At 69.7% G+C, this 21,585-nt stretch carries 15 protein-coding genes; 7 read left to right on the top strand and 8 right to left on the bottom strand.

The window, feature by feature from the left end; genetic code table 11:
- Positions 1-218 precede the first annotated feature (218 nt).
- On the top strand, positions 219-3,347 hold the full coding sequence (locus ACFLIM_RS05400; protein ID WP_393162494.1) for a S8 family serine peptidase: 3,129 nt from the start codon (positions 219-221) through the stop codon (positions 3,345-3,347).
- Positions 3,348-3,543: 196 nt separating this feature from the next.
- On the opposite strand, the gene ACFLIM_RS05395 is transcribed toward ACFLIM_RS05400, so the two are convergent.
- The 3 genes from ACFLIM_RS05395 to ACFLIM_RS05385 all read right to left on the bottom strand — a co-directional run bounded on the left by ACFLIM_RS05395 (position 3,544) and on the right by ACFLIM_RS05385 (position 9,478).
- Positions 3,544-4,896, bottom strand: a complete 1,353-nt coding sequence (locus ACFLIM_RS05395; RefSeq protein ID WP_393162492.1) for an APC family permease — start codon at positions 4,894-4,896, stop codon at positions 3,544-3,546.
- 68 nt (positions 4,897-4,964) lie between these two features.
- Positions 4,965-6,107 (bottom strand): acyl-CoA dehydrogenase family protein, encoded by a 1,143-nt coding sequence (locus ACFLIM_RS05390; RefSeq protein ID WP_393162490.1) that lies wholly within the window; start codon positions 6,105-6,107, stop codon positions 4,965-4,967.
- Positions 6,108-6,115: 8 nt separating this feature from the next.
- Positions 6,116-9,478 (bottom strand): indolepyruvate ferredoxin oxidoreductase family protein, encoded by a 3,363-nt coding sequence (locus ACFLIM_RS05385; protein WP_393162488.1) that lies wholly within the window; start codon positions 9,476-9,478, stop codon positions 6,116-6,118.
- Between the two features lie 155 nt (positions 9,479-9,633).
- Between ACFLIM_RS05385 and ACFLIM_RS05380 the strand changes: the two genes are divergently transcribed.
- Complete coding sequence (locus tag ACFLIM_RS05380; protein WP_393162486.1) at positions 9,634-10,092, top strand: Lrp/AsnC family transcriptional regulator; 459 nt, start codon at positions 9,634-9,636, stop codon at positions 10,090-10,092.
- Between the two features lie 66 nt (positions 10,093-10,158).
- Here the strand turns inward: ACFLIM_RS05380 and ACFLIM_RS05375 are convergent, their stop codons facing one another.
- Positions 10,159-11,274: a hypothetical protein gene (locus ACFLIM_RS05375; protein WP_393162484.1), complete on the bottom strand. Its 1,116-nt coding sequence runs from the start codon at positions 11,272-11,274 to the stop codon at positions 10,159-10,161.
- Between the two features lie 111 nt (positions 11,275-11,385).
- Between ACFLIM_RS05375 and ACFLIM_RS05370 the strand changes: the two genes are divergently transcribed.
- Positions 11,386-12,141 (top strand): class I SAM-dependent methyltransferase, encoded by a 756-nt coding sequence (locus tag ACFLIM_RS05370; protein ID WP_393162482.1) that lies wholly within the window; start codon positions 11,386-11,388, stop codon positions 12,139-12,141.
- A 130-nt stretch (positions 12,142-12,271) separates the two neighbouring features.
- On the opposite strand, the gene ACFLIM_RS05365 is transcribed toward ACFLIM_RS05370, so the two are convergent.
- Both ACFLIM_RS05365 and ACFLIM_RS05360 read right to left on the bottom strand, forming a co-directional pair.
- Positions 12,272-12,949: an adenylate kinase family protein gene (locus tag ACFLIM_RS05365; protein ID WP_393162480.1), complete on the bottom strand. Its 678-nt coding sequence runs from the start codon at positions 12,947-12,949 to the stop codon at positions 12,272-12,274.
- A 115-nt stretch (positions 12,950-13,064) separates the two neighbouring features.
- Positions 13,065-14,393, bottom strand: a complete 1,329-nt coding sequence (locus ACFLIM_RS05360; protein WP_393162478.1) for an endo-1,4-beta-xylanase — start codon at positions 14,391-14,393, stop codon at positions 13,065-13,067.
- A 235-nt stretch (positions 14,394-14,628) separates the two neighbouring features.
- Here ACFLIM_RS05360 and ACFLIM_RS05355 point away from each other — a divergent pair, with 235 nt between their 5' ends.
- On the top strand, positions 14,629-15,648 hold the full coding sequence (locus ACFLIM_RS05355; protein ID WP_393162477.1) for a S66 family peptidase: 1,020 nt from the start codon (positions 14,629-14,631) through the stop codon (positions 15,646-15,648).
- Between the two features lie 81 nt (positions 15,649-15,729).
- Entirely contained in the window at positions 15,730-16,980 is a 1,251-nt protein-coding gene (locus ACFLIM_RS05350; RefSeq protein WP_393162475.1) for a C39 family peptidase, read from the top strand.
- A 132-nt stretch (positions 16,981-17,112) separates the two neighbouring features.
- Here the strand turns inward: ACFLIM_RS05350 and ACFLIM_RS05345 are convergent, their stop codons facing one another.
- Complete coding sequence (locus tag ACFLIM_RS05345; RefSeq protein WP_393162473.1) at positions 17,113-18,147, bottom strand: LacI family DNA-binding transcriptional regulator; 1,035 nt, start codon at positions 18,145-18,147, stop codon at positions 17,113-17,115.
- A gap of 354 nt (positions 18,148-18,501) precedes the next feature.
- On the opposite strand from ACFLIM_RS05345, the gene ACFLIM_RS05340 reads away from it, so the two are divergent.
- Entirely contained in the window at positions 18,502-20,064 is a 1,563-nt protein-coding gene (locus tag ACFLIM_RS05340) for a sulfatase family protein (RefSeq protein ID WP_393162529.1), read from the top strand.
- On the opposite strand, the gene ACFLIM_RS05335 is transcribed toward ACFLIM_RS05340, so the two are convergent.
- Complete coding sequence (locus ACFLIM_RS05335) at positions 20,052-20,216, bottom strand: sugar-binding protein (protein WP_393162471.1); 165 nt, start codon at positions 20,214-20,216, stop codon at positions 20,052-20,054. The two genes, ACFLIM_RS05340 and ACFLIM_RS05335, sit on opposite strands and share 13 nt — an antisense overlap.
- 167 nt (positions 20,217-20,383) lie before the next feature.
- Here ACFLIM_RS05335 and ACFLIM_RS05330 point away from each other — a divergent pair, with 167 nt between their 5' ends.
- On the top strand, positions 20,384-21,568 hold the full coding sequence (locus ACFLIM_RS05330; protein ID WP_393162469.1) for an extracellular catalytic domain type 1 short-chain-length polyhydroxyalkanoate depolymerase: 1,185 nt from the start codon (positions 20,384-20,386) through the stop codon (positions 21,566-21,568).
- Positions 21,569-21,585: the final 17 nt, after the last annotated feature.

Here is a 21,585-nt window from a genome sequence, read left to right as displayed (position 1 = left end):
CTCTTCATGACGGTCGGCTCCCTTCTGTGTGTGGCTCCGGCCCCCGCTGTCTCTAGCGTGAGCCGATCCACGGAAGCTATGAAGCGACTACGGACAGAACCGGAGCCGGCCGTTTCATGCTGACTTGTGTTCCTTTTGTTACTGAAGTGCGATCTGATGCGTTTGTGGCGGGTTCACTCTTTGATCAGCTCTATCCCCAGCACCACCCGAGGTGATCAGTGAAGAGGCGTCTGCTTGCAGTGCTCGCGTCCGCGGGCATTGCGATCCCGCTGACGGTAATCCCATCTACGGCGAATGCAGAACCCACCCGGCCCGATCGCTTCGAGCATCTGGACGGCGCATTCGGCTACGCCGGTTTCAAACCAGCCGCGCTTGATCCTGACCGGCAGCTCAAGGTCCTCATCCAGGTCGACGGTACGCCGGTGGGCGACGCCGCGGCCGATGCCGCCGAGACCGGCAAGACCGTTGACCGGCCGACCTTACGTTCGGCGCTCCACCAGAAACAGCAGAGCGTCGAGGAGAAGGTGAAGGCAGAGGGCGGAAAGGTCCTCACCACCTATACCGACAGCTTCAACGGAATCGCCGCCGCGATCCCGCGCCGCAGCCTGCCGGCGATCGAACAGACCTCCGGGGTCGTCTCCGTGCACCCGGTGCGTACGTTCCGCCCGGACAACACCGCCGCCGTCCCCTATATCGGGGCCCCGCAGACCTGGCAGGACCTCCACAAGACCGGCACCGGCGTCAAGGTGGCGGTCATCGACACCGGGATCGACTACACGCACGCCAACTTCGGCGGCTCGGGCAATCCGGCCGACTTCGAGGGCAACGACGGCGCCGTGATCGAGCCGGGCACCTTCCCGACCGCCAAGGTGGTCGGTGGTTACGACTTCGCGGGCGACGACTACGACGCCAACGACCCGACCTCGGTGCCCAAGCCCGACCCGGACCCGCTCGACTGCAACGGCCACGGCTCCCACGTGGCGGGCAGCTCGGCCGGCTTCGGGGTGAGCGCGGACGGCAAGACCTACACCGGCCCGTACGACTCCACCACGCACGCCAAGACCTTCAAGGTCGGACCGGGCGTGGCGCCGAAGGCCTCGCTGATGGCCTACCGCGTCTTCGGCTGTGAGGGCTCGGCCAGCGAGGACGTCATCGTCTCGGCCATGGAGCGGGCGCTGAAGGACGGCGCCGACATCGTCAACATGTCGCTCGGCTCACCGTTCGGCCGTACCGATGAGCCCACGTCACAGGCCGTGCGCACGCTGACCCGTGCGGGCGTGACCGTGGTCGCCTCGGCCGGCAACTCGGGACAGAACGCCTACCTGGTCGGGGCGCCCGCCATCGCCCCCACGGCCATCTCGGTGGCCGCCCTCGACGCCGCACGCGCCCAGCTTCCCGCGGCGAAGATCGCGGCGGACGGCACCGAGATCATCGCGCAGAACTCCAACGAGGCGGCCCTGCCCTCCGGGACCCTGCCGATCGCGGTGCTCCGCACGAGTTACCCGTCCGGCCCGGTATCACTCGGCTGCGTTCCCGCCGACTACGCGGCCTACCCGGGCGGCGTGACCGGCAAGCTCGTGATCACGCTGCGTGGCACCTGCGCTCGGGTCAAGCGGGCCATCCTCGGCCAGAAGGCCGGCGCCGCCGCGGTCGCGATGATCAACACCGACGCCGCCTACCCGTCTCTGGAAGGACAGATCACCTCCGACCCGGACACCGGCGAGGAGTACACGGTCACCATCCCGTTCCTCGGCATCAAGAGCACCGACAGCGCAGCGGCCGCGTCGCTGGACGGCAAGAGCACCGCGCTGGCGGCGCTGACCGTCCCCAACCCCGGCTACGCCCAGCTCGCCTCGTTCTCCTCCGGCGGTCCGGCCAGCAACAGCAGCTCGCTGAAGCCGGACGTCACCGCGCCCGGCGTCTCCGTCGTCTCGACCGGGGTGGGCACCGGCTCCGGCGGCGCGACGATCTCCGGCACCTCGATGGCCTCACCGATGGTCGCCGGCGTGGCCGCGCTCGTGCAGGAGGCGCACCCACGCTGGCGTCCCGGCCAGATCAAGGCCGCGATCGTCAGCACCGCCGACGCCACCTCCAAGATCCAGGGCTACACCGCCAGGGTCGCCGGCTCCGGTGTCGTAGCCACGCGGCAGGCGGTCGGCGCCTCCGTGATCGGTGAGACGAGGGACGGCACGACCAGCCTGTCGTACGGCCTGAAGTCGCTGACCGGCGCCTACAAGCAGAGTGAGACCTTCACGATCCGCAACACCGGCAGGACCCCGGTCACCTACGACCTGGCCGCCGCCTTCACCGGTCAGTCCTACGGCGCGAAGGTCTCGGTCTCTCCCGCGACCGTGACCGTGGGCCGGGAAAGCAGCCGCGACGTCCAGGTCACGCTGTCGCTCAGCGCTCAGGCCGTGGCCGCGCTTCCCGCCGCCGAGACCTCCAACTTCGGTACGGTCGTCCACATCCAGGGCGCGGTCACCGCCACGCCGCGGAAGGCCGCCGAGGGCGTCTATCCGGTGCGGGCCGCGTTCCTGCTCGTTCCCGACGCCGAGTCCCGGGTGCGCCCGTCCAAGCCGGGCAAGTACACGGCGGGCGACGGCGGGCTCGTGACCTCTGTCAACGTGCAGAACGACGGTGTCCACCCCGGCGCCGCGGACGTCTACGCCTGGGGCATCACCGACGCCGACGACGTCAAGGGCGCCGAGGACTCGATGGACATCCGCACGGTCGGGGTGCAGACGCTCCCCGGCTCGGTGCTCGGCGGCGCCGACACCGACCGTACGCTGGTCTTCGCGGTCAACACCTCCGGCCGCTGGTCCAACGCCGCGGCCAACGAGTTCGACATCCCGATCGACACCACCAACGACGGAACACCCGACTACATCCTGGTCGGCGCGGACTACGGCCTGGTCACCACGGGTGATTTCGACGGGCGATTCGCCACGTTCGTCTACAAGGCCGACGGGTCCCTGGTGGACGCATGGGTCGCCACCGCTCCGATGAACGGCGGCACCCTGCTGATGCCGGTGCTCGCCTCCGAGGTGGGCCTGGCCGAAGGCACCTCACGCTTCACCTACTCGGCGGCGGGCTTCTCGCAGATCCCTGACGGGCTCGCCGACGAGACCGAGTCGGCGGCGTTCGACGCCTTCGCCCCGGCGATCTCCACGGGGGCGTACGTGCCGCTCGCGCCCGGCGCCTCATCCACCATCCAACTCACCGTCGACCAGGCGAAACTCGCCACCACGCCGGCGAAGGGCTGGCTCGTCGTCACCCTGGACGACCACAGCGGCGACCAGGAGACCGACCATGTCAGCTTCGGCAGGCTACCCGCCGTACAGCCATAACCCAGCACATCTGAGCGCCCGTTCCTGGACCCTCCAGGGACGGGCGCTTTTCATGCTTCGAGCGGCCGGTCATGAAGTTCAGTGACCCTGATGCATGGCGTGCTGCTGGGGCTTGTCCGTGACCCACTGAGCACCGCGACGGCCGTCCAGCTGCCCCGGGCGATGGTTCAGCCGCAAGGGAGACGGCACCCGCTTGTCACTCGGCCGGAGTGGTGACCGCGCTCTGGCGGCGCACCACCAGCCAGTTGATCACCCACAGCCCCAGGCCGATGGCCAGCAGCACGCCGGCCCGGATGTAGACCTCGGCGGGACGGCCGGTCAGCGGGCTGGCCAGGACGAAGGCCAGCACGGCACCGATCACCGGCAGCGCGGTGGGCGTCCGGTAGTGCGCGTGCTCCACCGTGTCCTTGCGCAACACGAGGACGGCCACGTTGACGACCGTGAAGACGCACAGCAGCAGGAACGCGGTCGTGTCACCGAGGCCCGCTATCTCGCCGGTCGAGATCAGCGCGATGGCGAGCGCGGTGGTGAAGATGATGCCGATCACCGGAGTACGGCGGCGCGGATCGACCCAGCCGAGGCCGCGTGGCACGACCCGCTCGTTCGCCAGGCCGTACACGAGCCGGGAGGCCATCATCATGTTGATCAGAGCCGAGTTGGAGACGGCGAAGATGGCGATCGCGGCGAAGAGTTGCGGCGGGAAGTCGAGCCCGCCCGCCTTCACCACTTCGAGCAGCGGGCCGGACGACTGCTCCAGGACGCTGGGCTCGACCAGGAGCGAGGAGGTGATGGCCACGAGGATGTAGATGGTGCTGGTGATCGCCACCCCCAGGAAGATCGCCCTCGGGAAGTTGCGCGAGGGGTCCGTCGTCTCCTCGGCCATGTTCACCGAGTCCTCGAACCCGACGAACGCGAAGAAGGCCAGCGCGGTACTGCCGAGCAGGGCGTACATCAGGCCGCCCGCCTGCTCGGTGTGGATCTCGGTCAGCCTGGAGGGCTCGCCCACCCCGGTGAACACGGCGTAGACGCCGATCGCGATGATCACCAGCAGGCCGGTGAGCTCGATCATCGTGAACACGATGTTGGTCTTCACCGACTCCGAGACGCCTCGGTAGTTCAGCGCCGCGACGGCGACGATGAAGATGATGCCGACCACCACGCCCGGCACCGAGACGAACGCCTCCAGGTAGTCGCCGCCGATCGCGCGGGCCGCCGCACTGGCCGAGGTGAGGCCGGAGCACATCACGGTGAACGCGACCATGAAGGTGAAGAAGGGCTTCTTGAAGGCCCGCTGGGTGTAGAGCGCCGCGCCGGCCGCCTGGGGATACTTCGTGACCAGTTCGACGTAGGACATCGCGGTCAGCAGCGCGATGACGAAGCCGATCAGGAACGGCAGCCACAGGGCGCCGCCCACCTGGCCCGCCACGGAGCCGGTGAGCGCGTAGACGCCGGTGCCCAGAATGTCGCCGACGATGAACAGGATGAGGAGCTTGGGGCCGATCGCCCGCTTGAGAGAGACCTGACCTGCCTCGGATACGGGGGATGTCATGGGGGATCTCGTTCCCCTTGTCACCGTATCTGACACAGATGGTCAAGCCCGGATTCAGCTTCGCGAACCTACTGGCCGGCGAGGTGACGCGAGATGACCAGGCGCTGGATCTGGTTGGTGCCTTCAAAAATCTGCATGATCTTGGCCTCGCGCATGTAGCGCTCGACGCGGAACTCGCGCGTGTACCCGTACCCGCCGAACACCTGCACCGCGTCCGTGGTCACCTTCATCGCGGCATCCGTCGCCACCAGCTTGGCGACGCTCGCCTGCCGGCTGTAAGGCAGCCCCGCGTCCCTGCGGCGGGCCGCGTCGAGGTACGTCGCCCGCGCGCTGTCCACCCCCGCGGCCATGTCCGCCAGCAGGAACCCGAGCCCCTGATGGTCGATGATCCGCTTGCCGAACGTCTGCCGCTGCTTGGCGTACGCCACCGCCTCGTCGAGCGCGGCCTGCGCGAGGCCGGTGGCGCAGGCGGCGATGCCGAGCCGGCCGGAGTCGAGCGCCCGGAACGCGATCTGCAGCCCCTGCCCCTCCTCGCCGAGCAGCCGGTCGGCCTCCAGGATCGCGCCGTCCCAGTGCGCGCTCGTCGTCGGTACGGCGTGCAGCCCCATCTTCTCCTCCGGCCGCCCGAACGTGAGCCCGTCGGCGGCCCCCGGCGCCAGGAAGCAGGAGATGCCCCGCGAGCCCTCACCCGTGCGGGCGAACAGAGCGTAGAAGTCGGCGATGCCGCCATGGGTGATCCACGCCTTGTTGCCGGTGATCCGGTAACCGTTCTCGACCCGCTCGGCCTTGCACGTGAGAGCCCCGGCGTCGGACCCCGCCTGCGGCTCCGACAGGCTGTAGCCGCCGATCAGCCGCCCGGCCAGCATGTCGGGCAACCACCGATCCCGCTGCTCCGGCGTGCCATAGGCGGCCACGGGGAAGCAGGCGAGCGTGTGCACGCTGGTCGCCACCGCGACGGCCGCCCAGCGCATCGCCAGCTCCTCGATCACCTGCAGATAGACCTCGTAGGGTTGCCCGCCGCCCCCGGACTCCTCCGGGTACGGCAGCCCGAGCAGCCCCGCGGCCCCCAGCGTGGCGAACAACCCGTCCGGGTACGTCTCGGCGCGCTCATGCTCGTCGACCCGGCGCGCCAGCTCCTTGTCGGCGATCTCGCGGGTCAGCTCGATGAGGTCCCTGGCGTCCTGGTCGGGCAGCAGGCGGTCGACTGTCATGCTCACTCCTACCTCAGGGCCGGCTCGCCCAGCCCCGTCAGGGCGGTCCTGGCGCGTTCGCGGAACTCGGCGACCCGGGCGAGCTTGATGTCCTCGTACCCGCGGATCAGCTCCGGCAGGCCCGCGATCTCCTCGACGGCGTCGGCGGTGCCGGGGGTGAGCCGGGTCAGGGCGGCGCGCATCAGGTCACGGTACTCGGTGACGAGCTCGCGTTCGACCCGCCGTACGCGAGCGTGGCCGAACACGTCGAACGCCGTCCCGCGCAGCACCTTGGCGGCCCGCAGCCCGCGGAACACGACTCCGGCCGAGCGGCGCAGCCTGATCTTGCGCTTCAGGCCCATCGCGCGCAGCAGCGGCGGGTGCAGCAGCACCGACACGACCGCGTCCGCGCCGAACTCGCGCTCCCTGCGCTCCTTCTCCACCGGGTCGAGGTGCAGGCGGGCGACCTCGTACTCGTCCTTGTAGGCCATCAGCTTGTGCAGGCCGCGGGCGTAGGCGAGGGCGATCCTGGCGCCTGCCTCCTCGCCCGCGCGCTCGGCCGCGACGGCCGTCACCTGGCGCACGTCCTCGGCATAGGTACGGGCGTAGGCGGCGTTCTGGTAGCCGGTCAGGTCCGCCACGCGGGTGGCCACGACCTCCTCCAGGCCCGCGACGGGTTCCTCCGCGACGCCTACGGCCTTGCGTACCGACTCCGGGTCCGCCACGGCGGCGCGGCCCCAGCGGAAGGCGGCCAGATTCTGCTCGACGGCGGCCCGGTTGAGCGTGATGGCCCGCTCGACGGACGCGGCGCTGACCGGCAGGCAGCCGTGCTGGTAGGCGGCGCCGAGCAGCAGCAGGTTGGCCGGCATGTGGTCGCCGAACAGGGCCTCGGCCAGCTCGTGGGCGTCCAGGCAGGCCACGCTCCTGGCGGCGGACTCCACCCGGGCGACCGCGGCAGCGTGCCCCGGGACGGGCACCCGTCCGGTGACCATGGCGGCGGTGGGCACGATGGAGGTGTTCAGCACGGCGATCGTACGCTCGGGCGCGGCCACGGCCAGGTTGGCGTCGCCCGCCGCTCCGAGCAGGTCGAACCCGATGAGCACGTCGGCGCTGCCCGGCGAGGCGCGTACCGAGCCGTCGACCGGCCGCGGCGAGATCCGCACGTCGCTCACCACGGGGCCGCCCTTCTGCGCCAGCCCGGTCTGCTCCAGCCCGGCCGCGTACAGCCCGTCGAGGTGGGCCGCCATCTGCAGGATCTGCGAGACGGTGACGACGCCGGTGCCGCCGATGCCGGGCATCCTGATCAGCGCCTCGGCCGGCCTACCGACGGGCTCCGGCGCGTCCACGGGCAGCGGCGGGGCCTCGCGGGCGGTCCTGGTGCCCGGCTCGACCAGCAGGAACGACGGGCAGTCGCCCTTGAGGCAGCTCAGATCGGAGTTGCACGAAGCCTGGTGGATGCGGGTCTTGCGGCCGTACTCGGTCTCGACGGGCTGCACGGACAGGCACGTCGAGACGTCGCCGCAGTCGCCGCAACCCTCGCAGACGCGCTCGTTCACCACGACCTTCTGGAGGGGTGTGGGCAGCTTGCCGCGTTTGCGCAGCCGCCGCTCCTCGGCCGCGCACCGGTCGTCGTGGATCAGCACGGTCACGCCGCCGAGCGCGGCCAGCTCCCGCTCGACCGCGGGCAGGTCGTCGCGGTGCCGTACGGACGCGATCGAGGCCAGCCGCACCCCCCGGTACGTCTCCGGCTCCGGCGTGGTGACCACCACCCGGCCCACCCCCTCGACGGCCAGCTCGTGCGTCAGCGCGGGCACGTCGAGCCGGCCCTCCGCACGCTGCCCGCCGGTCATTGCCACGGCGTCGTTGTAGAGCAGCTTGTACGTCATGGACACCCCGGCGGCGACCGCGGCCCTGATCGCCAGGGAGCCGGAGTGGTGGTAAGTGCCGTCGCCGAGGTTCTGCACGAAATGCCGATCCCCGGTGAACGGCGCCAGCCCGATCCACTGCGCCCCCTCGCCGCCCATCTGGGTGATGCCGACCTGGGTGCCACGCCCGTGCCCGTCCAGCGCGATCATGGCGTGGCAGCCGATCCCGACGCCGACCAGCGTGTCGTCGGAGGTGCGGGTGGAGGTGTTGTGCGGGCAGCCCGAGCAGAAGTACGGGGTACGCGCGGCCACCAGCGGCAACATGCGCCGCGGCTTGACCGTCTTGCGCGGGGCCAGCTCCTTGCCCAGGCAGGCGGCGATGGCCTTGGCCACGTCCTCGGCGCCCAGGGTGCCGCGGGCGGTCAGCAACTCCCGGCCCACGACCGCGGGCGTGCGCTCCCCGCCGTACAGCGCCTGCTTGACCTGCCCCTCCAGGAACGGCACCTTGTCCTCGACCACCAGCACCTTGTCCAGGTCAGCGGTCATGGCGGCCAGCTCGTCGTACGCGAGCGGGAACGGCATGGCCAGCCTGATCAGCCGCAACCCGAGGCCGTCCAGCGCCGCCTCGTCCAGGCCGAGGTCCGCCAGCGCCCGCAGGACCACCGCGTACGCGGTGCCGGAGGCGAGGATGCCCAGAGTGGTGTTGTCCGCTCCGAACATGATCCGGTTCAGGCCGTGCGTGCGGGCGTACTCGCGGGCCAGGTCGAGCCGGCGGGTGAGCATGTCGTGCTCGGCGTCCAGCGCGGCCGGGCCGAGCAGGATGGGCGAGGGAGCGCTCTCGGTTTTCTGGGGGATCGGGATGCTCTCGCGCAGCGGGCCGAGGTCCACGGTGGCCGACGCGTCGGCGATGTCCGCGACGATCTTCAGGCCCGCCCAGAGGCCGGTGGCGCGGGACAGGGCGACCGCGTGCAGCCCGAACTCGATGATCTCCGCGACCGAGCCCGGCGCCAGCAGCGGCATGGACAGGCTCTGGCACATCGGCTCGCACGAACTGGGCAACGTGGACGACTTGCAGCCGGGGTCGTCGCCGATCCAGGCCACGGCGCCGCCGAGCGCGGCCGCCCCGGCCACGTTGGCGTGCCTGATGGCGTCGGCGGCCCGGTCGAGGCCGGGGTTCTTGCCGTACCAGAAGCCGGTCACACCGTCGTGCCGCCTGCCGGGCACCTGGCCGAGCAGCTGGGTCCCGGCCACGGAGGTGGCGGCGAGCTCCTCGTTCAGGCCCGGCTGGAACACCACGCCCGCCTCGTCCAGGAACCGCGCCGCCCGTCCCATCTCCAGGTCCACGCCCGCCAGCGGCGAACCCTGGTAACCGGAGACGAACACCCTCGTGTCCAGCCCGCGCTCCTCGTCCAGGCGGCGCTGTTCCAGCGTCAGCCGGACCAGGGCCTGGATGCCCGAGATGAGCACCCGGCCGTCGAGTGCCGTGTACTTGTCGTCGAGCGACACAGGGGCGGGAGTCTCGCTCACGCTAACCTCCTGGCTTGGTACGTAGTGATTCCCAGCACAGCAACGTGGGCAGGATATGCGCAAGTATTAGACGAGAAAGTGCGCCGAAGACGCAAACAATGTGAGGGCTAGGGCTTAATGGCTGATGTTCTTTGCGCCTGAGAGAGGGTTCCCGCATGCCTGACGTGGACGACATCGATCACCAGGTGCTGCGGTTGTTGCGGGAGGATGGGCGCAGGACGTTCTCGGAGATGGCCGAGCTGGTCGGGTTGTCGGTGGCGGCCGTCAAGCGGCGCGTGGACCGGCTCAGGGACATCGGCGTGATCACCGGGTTCAGCGTGCAGATCGACTACGCCAAGCTGGGGTGGGGCATCGAGGCGTTCACCGAGCTGCGCTATCCGGGCACGACGCCGGTCAGCGAGATCGTCCGTACGGCTACCGACGTGGTCGAGGTGCAGGCCGTTTACACGATCGCGGGGGATCCCGACGCGCTGATCCACGTACGGGTGCGGGATCTGGGGCACCTCCAGCAGGTCATCGACCGGCTGCGCCGGGCCGGGGACGTGACGGGTACGAAGACGTTGCTGGTGCTGGGGTCGTGGACCAGGGACGCGCTGGAGCCGCGTACCGGCTGAGGTTGTCCGAGGCACGGCCCGGACGCCCGCTCAGCCGCCTGTTCGGTCGTCGGCCTGGTCGGCGGCCTAGTCGCTGGCTTGGTCGCGGCCGGAGAAGTACCGGACGAGGAGGCCGAGCGCGAGGAGCACCGACACTCCCAGGCCGAGCATCCAGAGCGACACGCCGGTCATGGGGACGGTGTCGCGGTCCGCGGCGGCAGGTCCGGGGAGCGCGCCACCGGCTGCTGAGCGGGGCACGTCCGCGCCTTCGTCCGCGCCTTCGTCCGTGCCTTCGTTCGCGCTGGAGCCTGCGCCCGGCCCATCCAGGTTGAAGCCCTCACCCGGACCATCCGGGGTGATGCCCTCGCCTGGACGGGGCTCGTGCCGGCCGGGGCGCTCGCCCTCGCCGCGGCCCGGCTCGCGCGGACCAGAGCCGAATCCGTGCTCCGCGCCGAGGCTGTTCGTGGGGCTCGGCTTCGTAGGGGCGGTCGCGGGCGGCACGGTGCCGGGGCTCGGCGTGGGCGTGGCCGCCGGTGCGCGGTTGGGGGTGTGCGTCGAGTTCGGGGCCCGGGTGGCGGCCGGCGTACAGGACCGGTTGTTCATGGGGACGGTGGCGCAGGTGTCGATCACGGTGGGGGTGGCGGTGGGCGGGCGGGTATCGACGTCGGTCGTCGTGCGGGTGCGGCTGATCAGCCGGGTCGAGTCGCCGTCCACTCCCGTGGCCGAGACCCACGCGTGGTTGGCGACCTCCGTGCCGTCGGGCAGTGCCGGGTCGATCGTGATCGGGATCTCGTACGTGACGCTCTCCCCCGGGGGGATCGTCAGGCCCGGTCCGCCGCAGGTGACGGTCTGGCCGGCGAGGGAGCAGTCCCTTTGGAGGGTGCCGGGGGTGATGTTCGGGTCGAGGGTGTCCGTGATCGTGGCGTTCTCGGCGGTCTGGTCTCCGGTGTTCATGACGGTCACCGTGTAGACGGACTCCGTACCGATGATCACCGGGTCCGGGGTGACGGCCGCGGTGATCTGGAGGTCGGGGCTCCGGGGCACGGTGGCGGCGGCCGGAGTGGACCAGCCTCCAAACGTGGCGAGCGCGATGATCGCCGCGATCCCGGGCATGCCCATGTCGTACCCCCGCGTGAACGTGCCGTGCCTGCTCGACCCGGACGCGATCCTCCTCCCGCCGGACCGCCCCGCGACGGCGATCACACCGGAACCATGCGCCCCCTTGACCGACTCTTTGCCATGGCGGATTCCGTGGCATTCCGCGCTCGACGAACAATCGCCGTCCCCCGCTCCCGCACGCGTAGTGTCGAGGCCATGCCAGGTGCGGCCCGCTACGACGACATCGCCGACTTCTACGCGACCGGCTGGACCGACACCATCGACGATCCGGCGTCCGTACGCCTGCTCGACCTGCTGGGGCCGGTGGCGGGCCGCCGGGTGCTGGAGCTCGCCTGCGGCCACGGCCGGATCAGCCGCGAGCTGGCCCGCCGTGGTGCCGGCGTCGTGGCCGCCGACATCTCGGAAGCCCTGCTCGAAAAGGCACGGGCAGCCGAGCGCGAGACCCCGCTCGGCATCCACTACATCCACACCGACGTGACCCGCCCCGGCGTTCTCGCCATCGGTACCCTGGGCACGGCACCGGACAGCGACACTGTCTTCGACGCGGTGGTCTGCAGCTTCGGCCTTTCCGACATCGACGACCTCGAAGGGGCCATCGCCGGCGCCGCCGGCGCCCTGCGCCCAGGGGGCGTCTTCGCGTGCTCGATCCTGCACCCGTGTTTCCCCGGCGGGCCGGGCGTCTCCGGTTCATGGCCGGGGGACGCGCGCTATCACGTGGAGGGCTGGTGGCGCGCCGACGGCGAGCTCTCGGCACTACGCCGCCAGGTAGGCGCCAACCACCGGACCCTCTCGACCTACGTCAACACGTTCCGCCGCCACGACCTCTGGCTGGACGAGATGGCCGAGCCCGAGCCAGCGACCGATTGGGCGGCCAAGCGGCCGGACGCCGCCAAGTTCCCCATCTTCCTCGTCATGAGATGCGTCAAAAACGGCAAGCCACTCGCCCGCTGACGAACGCATCCTGACAACCGTCTCAGGTGTTACGGCTGCTCCCCTGACGTGGCGTTCGAACCCCCTTAGCAGGCGGGTCGGGCAACTTCACCGCTCCCGTCGCGGTGAAGTAGGCGGCGAACCCCGGTGGTCAGCCGGGCAGTTCTACCGGGTCCATGTGCGACGGGGTGTAGGGCGGCAGGTTGAAGCGGGTGCGGATGGTCTGTTGGACCGTGGTCTTGTCGGCGCGGGCGTCGATCGTCATCACATATTCCTTGCGCCGGAACAACTCCACCACCGGGTCGATCTTGTTGTGGTAGTCGCGTAGCCGCCTGGCCAGGGCGTCGGGGGTGTCGTCCTGGCGGGTGACCAGGTCTCCGCCGCACACGTCGCAGCGGCCCTCGGTCTCGGGCCGGTGGGCGATCAGGTTGTAGTCCATGCCGCACCGCGAGCACAGGCGGCGGGCCAGGACGCGGCGGCGTACCTCCTCGTCGGGGAGGTCCAGGTGGATCACCCCGTCGATGTCGTAGCTCTCCAGGAAGAACTCGGCCTGGCGCCTGTTGCGGGGGAAGCCGTCGATGATGAAGCCGTAGTTCCAGTCGTGCAGTTGGAGCCGGTCCCTGACGACGTCCTCCACCAGATCGTCCCCCACCAGCTCACCGGCCGCGACCAGGCGGCGGACCTGGGCGCCGAGTTTGGTGTGGCTCTTGACGTGCCAGCGGAAGATGTCGCCGACGCTGATGTGCACCAGGTCGAGGTCGTGGGCGAGCATCACGCTCTGCGTGCCCTTGCCGCTCCCCTGTACGCCCATGATCACGTATTTCCGCATATTTCACTTCCTGGGGCTATTTCATCGCATCGCCACCATCCCATCTGGGGTTCATGCCTGAGAAGGCGTGTGGTGCGGCGCCCGGAGTTGCGCCACACCACACAGGAAAGAGGGGTCAGCCGACCCGGCAGGACACGGACGGCCTGTTCTGGTTGCCGCCGTGCTGGATGGTGAAGCCGAACGTGTTCCCGCTGCCGTTGGGTCGCATCGTCATGACGTTGCCGCTGGAATCCCAGGTCGGGCTGCCGCTCCAGGTGGCGATGACCTTCTGCGGCGGGGTCATGGTCACCGTGACGATCCACGAGTTCGTACCCGAGACCGTGACCGACAGGTTGAAGCGGTCGCTCCACTGCTGGCCCTGCGAGACCGTCGCCGTGCAGCCGCCACCGCCGGGCGGAGGCGACGTCGGCGGGGTGGACGAGCCGGAGCCGCCGAGCGCGGCGAGGACCGCGTCGTAGGCCGGCTTCTTGTTGTAGTTGCGGTCGAACAGCAGCGGGGTGCCGCTGGCGCGCCAGGAGTAGTGGTCGGGGATGCCCCACACGGTGATGCCGGTGCAGCGCGAGACGGCCAGGCAGGCGTTGACGACGCTGCGGTAGCTGTTCGCCTGGGCCGTGCCGGAGCCCTCGATGTCCAGCTCGGTGATCTGCACGTCGACGCCGAGGGCGGCGAACTGGGCGATGTTCTGCTGGTAGTTGCCCGGCACCGGCGACTGGCTGTTGAAGTGGGACTGCAGGCCGACGCAGTCGATCGGGACGCCGCGCGACTTGAAATCCTGGACCATGTTGTAGACGGCGCGGGTCTTGGCGGCGTTCGCGTCGTCGATGTTGTAGTCGTTGTAGCAGAGCTTGGCGGCCGGGTCGGCGGCGCGGGCGGTCCTGAACGCCTCCTCGATGAAGCTGTTGCCGATGCGCTGCTGGAAGACGGAGCTGCGGCGGGCGCCGCTGCTGCCGTCCTGGAACGCCTCGTTCACCACGTCCCAGGAGTGGATCTTGCCCCTGTAGTGGGCCATCACACCGTTGATGTGGCTGTTCATGGCGTTGCGCACGTCGGTGGCCGTCTGCAGGTTGCTGACCCAGCCGGGCAGCTGCGAGTGCCAGACGAGCGTGTGGCCGCGGATCTTCATGCCCCGGCCCTGGGCGTGGTTGACGATCTGGTCGGCGGGACCGAAGTTGAACGAGCCGCGCGAGGCCTCGATCGTGTCCCACTTCATCTCGTTCTCGGGGGTGACCGAGTTGAACTCGCGGTCGAGCACGGTGGCGTACTGGGACTCGCCGAGGTGGTTGGCGGCCACGGCGGCGCCGAAGTAGCGGCCCTTCTCCGCGGCGGCCGCGCCGAGCGTGCTCGCGGCGTCGGCGGCGGTGGTCATGGACACCGCCAAGGTCACGCCGAGTAAGCCGGCAACCAGTCCGGCACTGAGACCTGTGCGGCGTTTCCGGTCGATCATGTTCGTTCCTCCGGATCGCTGATGAGGGGCAGACGTCGCGGTACGGGGAGCTCACCTGGAGGTCAGTCTGAGGAGATCTCCGAAATGTGTCAACACATGTCAGAAAAGTTTCGGCACCATCATCTCGACCGAGTCCGATTAATGCGCTTTTACGTGGGATAATTCGTTCCGAAAGTTTTCGGCGACTATGAAAATAGCTGGGAACTTGCCGGGAGCTGCGGAATGATCCTTGAGCATGAGCACCCGCTACCCCGCCCCTTTACGTCCCGGTGACCGTGTGGGGGTCACCGCTCCCTCCTCCGGAGTGGACGAGAGCGTGCGCGAACGCCTCACGGTGGCGATCCGCACCGTGGAGGCCCGCGGATACGAGGTGGTCGTCGGGGAGTGCATGGACGGAGCCGGGCACGTCAGCGCCCCGGCCGCCGACCGCGCCCGCGAGCTGACCGGCCTGCTCACCGATCCCCGCATCAGGGCCGTCGTGCCGCCGTGGGGCGGGGAGACCGCGATCGACCTGCTGCCGCTGCTCGACTGGGACGCCCTGCGCGCGGCCGAGCCGACCTGGATGGTGGGCTTCTCCGACATTTCCACGATCATCACGCCCCTGACGCTGCTGACCGGCGTCGCGACCGTGCACGGCAACAACCTCATGGACACCCCGTACCAGGCGCCGGAAGGGCTGCTCACCTGGCTGGACATCGTGATGATGGAGCCGGGCACGACGTTCACGCAGACCCCGCCGGGCCGCCACCGGGCGCAGGGCTGGGTCGACTACAAGACCTCTCCCGAGGTACGCGAGTTCACCCTCGACACCCCAGGCCGGTGGCAGCGACTGGACGGCGACGGCGACGTACACGTCGAAGGGCGGTTGATCGGCGGGTGCGTCGAGACGCTGTGCAACCTGGCGGGCACCCCCTACCTCGACACTGCGGCGCTCGCCGCGCCGGAGGGCCTGCTCGTGTACGTCGAGGCGTGCGAGGACGACGCGGCGACCATCTGCCGCGCCCTGCACGGGATGCGCCTGGCCGGCTTCTTCACCGGCGCGAACGCGATCCTCGTCGGCCGCACCCGGGCGCCCGGCATCGCCTCGCTCACCCAGGAGGGGGCCGTGCTCGACGCGCTGGGCGGCCTCGGGGTGCCGATCATCGCCGACGTCGAGTGCGGCCACGTGCCCCCGTACCTGCCCATCGTGAACGGCGCCCGCGGCCGGGTCGTGCACACCCGCGATCGTGACGAACTCACGCAGACCCTGGCCTGATCTACGTAGATTTCCCGATGTTTCGCATACCGGCTGTGCCTACTCTCGGCCGCATCAAGCGCCTTCCAGCAAGGTGGTTTCATGCGTGCGCTGACCGTGTTCCTGTCAGGCCTCCTCCTCGTCACGACCCTCACCACCCCCGCCGACGCCGAGGCGAAGCCCGCGGCCGCGACGCCCGACGTCGTCTTCCAGCGGGCCGACTTCGCCGCCGGCACGTCCGAGGGCACGACGTCCGGTGACGGGCTGTCGTTCGGCTCGGCCGCCGGCACCGTCTCCTACACCGACGCGCTCGGCACCAAGACCTGGGAGTACGCCCGCTGGACCGGCCCCGAGCGGACCATCGGGTTCCCGGCCACCGAGCTGATCGCCTCCTGGACCGCGGACGTGCCGCCGGGCAGCTGGATGCAGGTCGAGACCCGCGCCAGGAACGCGGAGGGGCTGACCAAGTGGTATTCGCTGGGCCGCTGGGCCTACGCCGAAGGCGACATCCGCCGCACGTCGGTGCCGGGGCAGGGCGACGCGGACGCCACGGTCGCCGTGGACACGCTGGTCGCGGCGACCGGCAAGCCCATGAGCGGCTACCAGTTACGCCTCACCCTCTACCGCACGCCGGGCTCCTCAGTGGCGCCGCGGGTGCGTACGTCCGGGGTGATGAGCTCGAACGTACCCGAGCGCAGGACCGTGCCGGTCAGCCCCGGCGGCGGCGCATGGGGCACGGAGCTGGCCGTGCCGCGCCGCTCCCAGAACGTGCACCAGGGCCACTACCCGGAATGGGACGGCGGCGGCGAAGCCTGGTGCAGCCCGACCTCGACCACCATGGTCCTGGGCTACTGGGGCAAGTGGCCGAGCGCGCAGGACACCTCCTGGGTCGCGCCCTCCGACCCGAACCCCGAGGTCGACTACGCCGCCCGCTACACCTTCGACCACGCCTACGACGGGGCGGGGAACTGGCCGTTCAACACCGCCTACGCGGGACGGTACGGCCTGGACGGGTTCGTCACCCGGCTGCGGTCGTTGACGGAGCTCGAACTGCTCATCAAGGCCGGCATTCCGGTCATCACCTCGCAGTCGTTCAAGAAGGGCGAGCTGCCGGGGGCCGGGTACGGCACCAACGGCCACCTGATGGCGATCATCGGCTTCACCGCGCAAGGCGACGTGATCGCCAACGACCCCGCCTCGCCCAGCAATGACGCCGTGCGCCACGTGTATCCGCGAGCGGACTTCGAGAACGTGTGGCTGCGCAGCTCCAGCAGCGGCGGGGTCGTGTACGTCATCCACCCGCCCGGCCACGCCCTGCCCGCCACCACGCCGGGGCTGCCCGCCAACTGGTGACCGCCTGAGGATCTGGTGGGTGGTGCCCGAGCAGCCCACCCGTTTGAGCTCAACTGAGAAGCGCTACCAGCCCTCACCATCTCAGTTCAACAGGATGCCGATAACTGAGAAGCGTTGTAGCAACTACGCTTCTCAGTTATCCCAGGGATGACGCGGGGGCGCGGTCGACTCGCGGACGATGAGGCGCGGTGGCACCAGGGAGATCTCCGGTTGCGGTCGCCCGACCAGCTCGGCCACCGCCGCGTGGAAGCATGCCCGGCCCAACCCCGCGAAGTCCATCCGCACGGTGGTAAGCGCGGGCGTCCAGAACGCCGAGCCCGGAATGTCGTCGAACCCCACGATGCTGACATCGCCGGGAACGTCCTTGCCCGCGTCATAGAGCGCCCTGCGCACACCTTGCGCGATGTCGTCGTTGCCGCACAGGATCGCCGTGACCTCCGGCTCGCGGGCCAGTCGCTGCCCGGCGGCGTACGCGGATTCGATGTCCCACCCGCACCCCAGCGGCTCTGGGATTTCCGCCCGCGCCGAGGTCAGCGCGTCGCGCCAGCCCGCCTGCCGGCCGCCGGACAGCCCCTCGGACGGGATGGCCACGTGGTGCACGGTCCGGTGCCCCAGGTCCAGCAGGTGCCGGGTGGCGTCGGCGGCGGCCCGCCGTTCGTCCAGCGCGATCGCGACCCGGCCCAGGTCGGGCGCGACCGGTTCGGCGGCGACGATGGCCGGGATGTGCGGCGGCAGCGCCTCCAGCACCGCCTTGCCCAGCGGGTCGAACGCGATCACCACCAGCCCGCCCGCGCTCGGGTCGCTCACGTACTCGACCGTCTGCTGGACCTCGGCCGACTCCACGACCCTGATGCCCAGCGCCACCCCGTCCGTCCTGGCGGCCTCCTCGATGCCCTGGAGGGTGCAGGCATACCCGTACAGGGTGGTGTTGGAGGTTACGACGGTGACGCCGTTGGCGCGGCCGAACCCGAGCGCCCGCGCGGCCCGGTTGGGGCGGAAGCCCAACCGGTCGATCGCGGCGAGGACGGCGGCGCGGGTGGCGGGCCGCACCCTGGGTGACTCGTTCAGCACGCGCGAGACGGTCTGGTGCGAGACGCCGGCCGCGGCGGCGACGTCGCGGATGCTCGGTACGGCCCCTTTACGGACATGTCGGGGGCTCGTATTCACGGTCACATGGTAGTTGGGCCCTGGAGGAGAGATTGAGCGCCAGGCGATTCACTCCGACGTCCGCGGCATTCCAGGGCGGCCCACCTGCTCGCCTGGGGCTGGACGCTCCTGGGCAGCTGCTGAGGCCGTCTGCCGCATGAGCAGGCCGTAGCCGGTCGCCATGATGAGGGCGAGCGCGAGCAGGGCCGGCCCCAGTGCGGTCGCGCTGCCAGGACGGGTCCCAGTGCCCCCACGGCACCTGCAGGACGTATGTGGGTGATTGGGCGATTTGTCTGATATTACTGGGCATCGCAAACCCTCCCCACAAAAGAGGCATTCGTGTCGGTGTCCGGAAATATCAGGAAAAGCTTGGCGGTGGCGGTCGCCGTCGTCCTCGCCTTGACCGTGGCGTCCCAGGCGAGCGCCGGGACCGCAGCCAAGCCCCAACGGCCGAACATCATCTTCTTCCTCGTCGACGACATGTCAGCCGACCTGCTCCCGTACATGAACACGGTCAGCAGCCTGGCCGACGGCGGCACCACGTTCACCGACTACTTCGTGGCCGACTCGCTCTGCTGCCCGTCTCGGGCTTCCATGTTCACCGGCCAGTTCCCGCACAACACCGGCGTGCGGACCAACCAGGGCTACGATCGCGGCGGTTACCGGGCGTTCGCGAAGCACGAGGGCAGGACGTACGCCGTCTCGCTGCATCAAGCCGGATATCGTACGGGCTACCTGGGCAAATACATCAACGAGTATCCCGCGGGCGACGGCTATCAGGTGCCGACCGGCTGGGACGAGTGGCATGTGACGGCGGCTGGTGGATACAACGAGTTCAAGTACCAGCTCACCCGCTACATCAAGGAGGAATCGGGCGGCAAGCGGCCGATCGATCCCTCCGGCGGCAAGTATCTGGTGGACGAGCTGGGGCAGCGGGCGGTGGGCTTCATCCAGCGCTCCCGCAAGTACGCCCCCGGCGAGCCGTTCTTCCTCCAGGTCTCGCCCTTCGCGCCGCACAACAGGGTCGACGTCAAGCCTGGCGACAAGGAACCGCGCTTTGCGCCCGCACGTCGTGACCGGCCGAAGAACCAGTGGCCCGCCGGCGAGTTCCCGCACGGCGACTGTGGCGGCCCCGACTGCGACAGCATTGACGTGACCACCGCCCTGCCCGGGTTCAACGAGGACACCACCGACAAACCCTCCTGGGTACGGCGGGAGCCGATCGGCGCGAAGCTGGTCAAGGAGCTCCAGAACGACTTCCGCGACCGGATCCGCATGGTGCAGTCGGTCGACGACATGGTGGAACGCGTCCTGTCCGCGTTGACCGATGCGGAGAAGCGCAACACGTACGTCGTGTTCACCAGCGACAACGGCTTCCATCTCGGGCAGCACCGCCTGGTGCGGGGAAAGTCCACCGCATATGACCACGATGTACGGGTGCCGCTCCTGGTCAAGCGTCCGGCGACGGGGCCGCAAGGCCACCTCATGACCAGCGCCATCGCCCAGAACGTGGACCTGTTCGCGACCTTCCTCGACATGGCCGGGATCGGCGCGGCGACGCGTGACAGCCGCGACGGGCGCAGCCTGCTGCCCCTCATCCAGGGCCGGCAGGTCACGGACTGGCGCGACGCGGCGCTGATCGAGCACGTCAAGCCGAACCCCAACACGCCGGGCAAGCCTGACCCCGACGCGGACCGCCTCAAAACGGGCAACTCCCAACCGCCCTCCTACTCCGCCGTGCGCACCGCCGGGGAGCTTTATGTCAAGTACGAGGGCGATCCGAAACCCGAGTACTACAACACGGTCACCGATCCGAACGAGGAGTCCAACGACCCCGGCAACGCCAGAACGGCCGATCTCGGCAGAGCGCTCGACCGTTTGACGGGTTGTGGCAAGCCCGGCGCGGTGGACTGCTGGACCGCCTCTCAGCTGCCCTGAAGCCGGAGCACACCCCAGTGGCTGGTTTCCAGGTAACCGCGGCCCGTGATGTCGTTCCAGGTCACCGCACTCGTACGGGCGGCGCCCGTCGCATCGTTGACCTGCACGTCGAACCCCGGCAACGTGCCCTCCCCCAGCGCAACAGCAGGCAACGCGACGGCCGCCTCGACCGTCGGGCGCGGGCGCCGGCCAGCTCCGCTGAGACCCGGATGGCGTCGGTGCACATGTTCACAACCGTAAAACCGGGCTTGTGACACATATCAGTCGGATCCCGCAAAACATACGGTCACCGGCAAGTGCCTCACCCCAGGAGTCGACCATGCCTGCACTCCTCAGCCGCGCCATGACCGCGCTACTCCTCGCCCTCGCACTGATCGCCACCCCGGCCACCTCCCAGGCGGCCACCCTCACCAGAGTCACCGGATTCGGCTCGAACCCCGGCGCCCTCAACATGTGGGCGTACATCCCCGACAACCTCCCACCCGGCTCCCCCGCCGTCGTCGCCCTGCACGGCTGCACCCAGAGCGCGAACGCCTACTACACCAACTCGGGCTGGCGGAAGTTCGCCGACCAGCACGCCTTCGCCCTGATCTTCCCGGAGGCCACCACACCGCCCACGAACTGCTTCCAGTGGTTCCAGGACGGCGACATCAGACGCGGCCAGGGCGAGGCCCTGTCCATCGCCCAGATGGTGACGTACGCCACCACCACCTACCACCTGGACCCGGCCCGGATCTCCATCACCGGCCTGTCGGCGGGCGGCGCGATGACCGCCGTCATGATCGCCGCCTACCCCGACCTGTTCCACGCCGCCTCGATCGTGGCCGGCCTGCCGTACCGCTGCTCGCCACCCGCCTCCACCACCACCTGCATGCTCGGCCCGGTGAACAAGACTCCGGCCGACTGGGGCTCCTTGGTCCGCGCGGCCTACTCCGGCTACACCGGCCCGCGCCCGAAGGTGGCGATCTGGCACGGCCAGGCCGACTACACGGTCAACAAGGCCAACGGCGACGAGCTGAGAGACCAGTTCACCAACGTCCTGGGCCTGCCCCAGACCCCGGCCTCGACCACGAGCCTGCCCGGCGGCACCACCCTGGAGAGCTATGGCACGGGTGCGCTGCGCTACTACAAGATCGCCGGAATGGGCCACGGCACCCCGGTGGACCCCGGCAACGCGGCCGACCAGTGCGGCACGGCGGGCGCGTACTTCCTGGACACCATCTGCTCGGCGTACCACGACACCCGCTTCTTCGACCTCGCCGCCGGCAGCACTCCGGAGCCCACTCCGACCGTCACGCCCACGCCGACCGTCACGCCCACGCCTCCGGCGGCGTGCTTCACCGCCAGCAACTACGCCCACACCCAGGCCGGCCGCGCCCACCAGTCATCCGGCTACACCTACGCCAACGGCTCCAACCAGCCGATGGGCCTGTGGAACACGTTCGTGATCACCACGCTGAAGCAGACCGGCACCGCCTACTACGAGGTGGCCCCTGCCTGCTAGAACCGTAGGAATATCAC

Source organism: Nonomuraea marmarensis (assembly GCF_043197025.1).
Lineage (GTDB): Bacteria > Actinomycetota > Actinomycetes > Streptosporangiales > Streptosporangiaceae > Nonomuraea > Nonomuraea marmarensis.
This window is presented reverse-complemented; position numbering and strand designations above follow the sequence as displayed.

Coding starts and splice junctions, on each gene's coding strand:
- ACFLIM_RS05395 (WP_393162492.1), bottom strand. CDS start 4,896: ATGACATCCCCCGTATCCGAGGCAGGTCAGGTCTCTCTCAAGCGGGCG.
- ACFLIM_RS05390 (WP_393162490.1), bottom strand. CDS start 6,107: ATGACAGTCGACCGCCTGCTGCCCGACCAGGACGCCAGGGACCTCATC.
- ACFLIM_RS05380 (WP_393162486.1), top strand. CDS start 9,634: ATGCCTGACGTGGACGACATCGATCACCAGGTGCTGCGGTTGTTGCGG.
- ACFLIM_RS05370 (WP_393162482.1), top strand. CDS start 11,386: ATGCCAGGTGCGGCCCGCTACGACGACATCGCCGACTTCTACGCGACC.
- ACFLIM_RS05365 (WP_393162480.1), bottom strand. CDS start 12,949: ATGCGGAAATACGTGATCATGGGCGTACAGGGGAGCGGCAAGGGCACG.
- ACFLIM_RS05360 (WP_393162478.1), bottom strand. CDS start 14,393: ATGATCGACCGGAAACGCCGCACAGGTCTCAGTGCCGGACTGGTTGCC.
- ACFLIM_RS05355 (WP_393162477.1), top strand. CDS start 14,629: ATGAGCACCCGCTACCCCGCCCCTTTACGTCCCGGTGACCGTGTGGGG.
- ACFLIM_RS05350 (WP_393162475.1), top strand. CDS start 15,730: ATGCGTGCGCTGACCGTGTTCCTGTCAGGCCTCCTCCTCGTCACGACC.
- ACFLIM_RS05330 (WP_393162469.1), top strand. CDS start 20,384: ATGCCTGCACTCCTCAGCCGCGCCATGACCGCGCTACTCCTCGCCCTC.